The sequence below is a fragment of the Bacillus sp. SG-1 genome (assembly GCF_000181495.1).
In the GTDB taxonomy this organism is placed as follows: Bacteria; Bacillota; Bacilli; order Bacillales; family Bacillaceae_B; genus Rossellomorea.
The window spans coordinates 1-2,416 of sequence record NZ_ABCF01000132.1 but is presented as its reverse complement, the minus strand read 5'-3'; the positions used below and the strand labels follow the sequence as shown (position 1 = coordinate 2,416).

Here is a 2,416-nt window from a genome sequence, read left to right as displayed (position 1 = left end):
ATAATTCTGCCAATCAGGACCATCATTTTCGCTTTTTTAGCATAGAGGATGGAAACCTTCTATTATGTAAGCGCTGCACCCATGCATAAATAAAGACTCCCTGATAAAAGGGAGTCTCTGGCATTAATCAAACGTTTGATTAATATGTTTTTCTTCTTTTATATTTCCATATCCCAGCGTTCTTTTTGAGTTTTCTTCAGCTGTTCTTCCGTTTCCTGAGGGTGCACCGTTCGGAACTTATGGTGATCTGCCGGGATGATTTCAATCATTTTCTCAATCATATCTTGTGGATCGAACTGGTCTTCCAGTCCTTTGTGCTGTTCTTTTATCGACTCTTTTGGAGTCAGGTTCTTTTCCTCATCGAACCATTTCCAGATTTCCTCGGCACTTCGTTTGTTGAAGCCCGTTTCGAATGCGCCCGGGTTGATGGTGGCAACTTGTACATTGAACTCTTCCAGTTCATTCCTCAGTGTCTGCGCAATCCCTTCGACGGCATGCTTGGTAGCGGAATAAGGGCCGACATAAGGAGTTGCCGAGATTCCGGCCATGGAACTCATGAAGATGATTTTTCCGTTTTTCTTTTTCATGAATTTCTGTGCGGCGATTTGTACCGTTTCAAGGGTGGCAAACACGTTCACTTCGAACAGCTCACGGAACCTGTCCATCGGCACTTCGGCAAGCGGTCCCCCTTCGTTAATGGCCGCATTTGCGACGAAGACATCAAAATCATATTCGTCAATCTGCGCACGGTCGCGCGGATTGGTGATATCCAACTTGAATACTTCCATATCCAGTCCTTGGTCTTGTGCTTCTCTTAAAAGATCGGTCTTTTGCGGCGTGACTTCCGTCGTTGCAATGATGCGGTGGCCTTTCTTGGCCAGGCCGAGTGCTGCCCCTCGTGCCAAACCGCTTCCTGCTCCTGTGATGAAAATGGTTTTGCTCATTTAGAATTCCTCCTATTTGAGAGTCTTCTATCATCTTCCCGTGTTGGAAGACGCCGAAACTTTTCTATGTACTTCAACACTTTAAAGCACTAAGAGGGACTGTCCCTCTTAGTGCTTTAATGTAATAAAGTTTCGCCTCCTCCCTCTTCAGGGAATATGAAATAGAAACTTTACTAGGAGGATGCCTCATGAATCTGCATAATGGCAATTTATATTGGCCTGCTACATACAAACATACAGAAACACACGATGGGAGCCTCCCGGCGGATGGAAGTTATGATGTTGTCATTGTGGGCGCGGGAATGTCCGGCGCCTTATGTGCTTATACACTCGTTGAAGCTGGAATGAAGGTGGCCATGGTGGATAAGCGGACGGCCGGGGCAGGAAGTTCTTCTGCCAATACGGGGCTTTTGCAATTTTCCAATGACATCATGCTTCATGAGTTAATAGAACAGATTGGAGAACACCCGGGTGTACGTTTTTATAAGCTATGCCTGGAGGCCCTCGATCACTTGGAAAGTACAGCACACTCCCTTCCTTTGGATGCACACTTTGCGAGAAGAAAGAGTGTTTGTTTTGCAAGCAAGGAAGAACACGCAGAAAAACTTCGCCATGAATATGAAACTCTGTTACATCACGGTTTTCCAGTTGAGTTTTGGACGACGGAAGAGCTTCAGAAGCACCTGCCATTTACCAAATCAGCAGCCTTGATTACCGGAAAAGATGCCGAAGTAAATCCCTACCGGTTTGTCATGGGGATCATTCAGTACCTGCGGGAGCACGGTGTGGATATTTTTGAACATACCGAAGTCAACCGTACAGAGGAAAACCAAGAAGAAGTAGTGCTTCATACTTCGCGGGGCAGTTTGTCAGCCGATCATGTTATCTTCTGTACCGGCTATGAAGCTTCAGGCACCGGTAAAAATATCGGCGCAACGATTAATCGTTCCTATGCCATCGCAACAGAGCCGATTGAAGATTTATCCTCCTGGTGGGAAAGAGCTTTGATCTGGGAAACGAACAGACCTTACTTCTATTTAAGAACGACTAATGATAACCGCATTGTCGCCGGCGGCCTGGATGAAGATCTTCCCGAAGCCCCGCAAAGCCAGGAGGTTATTGATAAGCACGGAAAAAGAATCGGCAGCGAAATCAAAAGCCTGTTTCCCGGCCTTGAGATTGACATTTCCCATGCATGGGGAGCAAGCTTCGGCGAATCTCTGGATAACCTGCCATACATCGGCTTTGCTCCTGGGAAAAAGCGCACGCTGTATCTCCTTGGCTACGGCGGAAACGGAACGGTATACAGTATGCTTGGATCACTCATATTAAGAGACTTAATTCTCGGTGAACCCAATGGTGATGCAGAAATAGTCAAGCTCGACCGGCAATACTTCAACACTTTAAAGCACTAAGAGGGACTGTCCCTCTTAGTGCTTTAACGGACTAAAGAGAGGTGTTTCGCCCCCTTG

The 2,416-nt window shown here is 46.5% G+C and carries 2 protein-coding genes; one reads left to right on the top strand and one right to left on the bottom strand.

What is annotated here, in order from left to right; all coding sequences use genetic code 11:
• Positions 1–158 precede the first annotated feature (158 nt).
• Positions 159–944 (bottom strand): SDR family oxidoreductase, encoded by a 786-nt coding sequence (locus tag BSG1_RS19030; protein WP_006838862.1) that lies wholly within the window; start codon positions 942–944, stop codon positions 159–161.
• Positions 945–1,132: 188 nt separating this feature from the next.
• On the opposite strand from BSG1_RS19030, the gene BSG1_RS19025 reads away from it, so the two are divergent.
• Complete coding sequence (locus BSG1_RS19025; RefSeq protein ID WP_006838861.1) at positions 1,133–2,359, top strand: NAD(P)/FAD-dependent oxidoreductase; 1,227 nt, start codon at positions 1,133–1,135, stop codon at positions 2,357–2,359.
• The last annotated feature ends 57 nt before the right edge of the window (positions 2,360–2,416 follow it).